General features: G+C 53.1%; 3 protein-coding genes. 2 read left to right on the forward strand and 1 reads right to left on the reverse strand.

Going from position 1 to position 2,388, the window contains the following annotated elements:
- A partial coding sequence (locus tag ACEQ15_RS12320) for a c-type cytochrome (RefSeq protein WP_370279492.1) occupies positions 1-616 on the reverse strand: 616 nt, incomplete at its 3' end.
- A 401-nt stretch (positions 617-1,017) separates the two neighbouring features.
- On the opposite strand from ACEQ15_RS12320, the gene ACEQ15_RS12325 reads away from it, so the two are divergent.
- Positions 1,018-1,749: a response regulator gene (locus ACEQ15_RS12325; RefSeq protein ID WP_370279493.1), complete on the forward strand. Its 732-nt coding sequence runs from the start codon at positions 1,018-1,020 to the stop codon at positions 1,747-1,749.
- A gap of 2 nt (positions 1,750-1,751) precedes the next feature.
- The coding region (locus ACEQ15_RS12330) for a serine/threonine protein kinase (protein ID WP_370279494.1) at positions 1,752-2,388 on the forward strand (637 nt) is incomplete at its 3' end.

Consider the following 2,388-nt stretch of genomic DNA (forward strand, 5'->3'; position numbering starts at 1 on the left):
TGGTAACTTTCTGCCAGCTGTTCCAGGCATCGCTGTTGAATGGGTAGTCCTTGGCAAGTTTTGGCGCCACATTGGTCAGCGCGATATCAAACCAGGCACGGTCACGTGCGCCGGCATGAAGCTCAGCCGTTGGGAACTGTCCCATATGGAAGTGGATCAGGTGTTTCCACTCATCTTCGGTGCGACGCTGCAAGGCGATACGTGCACCGGAGTGACAACGTACACAGGTTTCCTGCAAGAGCTGGTCGAAGGATTCAACCACATTGGGTTCTTTCTCCAGCAGATAGCGCAAGCCTGCCGTTTCGGACGGTGCCAAGCCCTGGTTATCTGCCAGGTATTTCACCAGCGTCCGTTTCTCTTCCGGTGAGATAACCAGGCCGCGTTGCTGCTGCATGCGGCTAATGGTCATCATCCAGCCTTCAGGTGTTTTTCGCTGCTCGCTGATTCGGGAGAACGGGGTTGCCGCTTCGCCGGTTTCGGTATGACACGACAAACAGCGATCGCGAATGATGCGTTCTGCATCCGCCGCCTGAGCCGGTAACGTCACCAATCCCGCGAGGGCCAGTGCGCCGGTTCCCAGAAGTGCGCGCGTTGTCTTGTTATTATTCAAGGCCATCACTCCTTAATTTTTCGTGATTCAGGCGGATTGTGTTAGCCAGTAACTGGCCCGATACAACACAAACTGCCGTTGAGATACCTCCTTGCGAGGTATCTGGCGCCTGCCATCCCCTTGTCTTCAGACATATATCGATAGCTGGACCTGACCCGCTGTGCAGACCCATTTGGCGTGTATCTAACCTAACCTTGTGGTGTAAATAAGATTCCGCGCTTTTGTTCGAAGATGTAGGTAGATGTATCAGAATGTAACAAGCGATCAAAATTGTAAAATAACCCCTTGTTTTGTTTGATATTCCTGTATTCCCAGAGTAAATATAAGAACGTTAGCCGGTATCTTAGACACAAAACCGACACGCTGCTTTTGATTTTTGTAACGTATATTCAACTTGGGTCGTCACCATGGTTCCAGACAGCTCAGCAACACCCCATATCCTGATCGTAGAAGACGATTTTGCTTCACGCTCCCTACTGGTCAGCTACTTTGAAAAAGAGGGATACCGGATCAGCGAGACCGAACAGGCTGACGATTTGGTACAGCGTGTAGAAGAGCACAAAATCGATCTTGTTCTGCTGGATATCAACCTACCGGGTAAAGATGGCCTTACGCTAACCCGCGAGCTGCGTGCCGCATCCCGAGTGGGCATCATTCTGGTAACGAGCAAAGGTGATGAGATCGATCGAATTGTAGGTCTTGAGCTGGGCGCTGATGATTATGTCACCAAGCCGTTCAACCCGCGTGAACTGTTGGTGCGTGCTAAAAACCTACTCTGGCGTGTGCGTGAGACCGTAGAACCGCAGCGTGAGAATGGCCGACAGGCGCAGCAGTGGCACTTTGAAGGTTGGTCATTGGATGGCAGCAAACGTTTGCTGACTGCCCCTGACGAAACATCCGAACGCCTGCCCGAGGGTGAGTTCAAGCTGCTGCAAGCATTGATTACCAACTCCGGACAAGTACTCTCCCGCGATCAGCTGATGGATGCGATCCACGACCGGGAATGGACACCCAACGACCGCTCGGTCGATGTATTGGTTGGCCGCCTGCGTCGGAAACTTCGCGACAATCCGTCTGATCCCCACTTCATCCTTACCGCCCACGGTGCGGGTTACATGTTTGCCGGTGAGCTGGAGTAAACATGATGTCCACCCTGCCCGGCTACCGAATCATCAAACATCTTCATAAGGGCCGGCGCAGCAACGTCAGCCGCGCTATCCGTACTCAGGATGATGCGCAGGTAATAATCAAACAGCTCAATGCCAATCAGGCAACCAGTGAAGAGATTGGGTTGTTTCAGCATGAATATGATCTGCTGAGTACGCTGGATGTGCCCGGGGTGATCCGCCCCCTGACCCAAATCCATACCGAACAGAGTATCGCTACCGTGTTTGCCGATAGCGGCGGTGTATCATTGCGCCAGCTGCTGAACTGGGAATCACGCCCCTGGCATCACTGGTTGTCATTAGCGGTGGCTTTGGCGGAACAGGTGGGCCGCATTCACAAGGCGCAGATCATTCATAAGCAGATCTCGCCAGACAACATTATCGTTGATCCGGAACATCCATCGGAGGGTGTTCAGATCATCGACTTCACCCAGGCCACCCATCTGCAACGGGAGCAGGCAACCTGGAACTACAACCAACTGGCTGAAGAGACCCTGCCCTACATTGCGCCAGAGCAAACCGGGCGCATAAACCGCGCGATCGACTATCGCACCGATTTTTACGGCCTTGGCGCTACGCTGTATGAATTGATGACGGGGCGGCCGCCATTTA

This window comes from Pontibacterium sp. (assembly GCF_964228735.1).
Taxonomy (GTDB): Bacteria; Pseudomonadota; Gammaproteobacteria; order Pseudomonadales; family Balneatricaceae; genus Pontibacterium.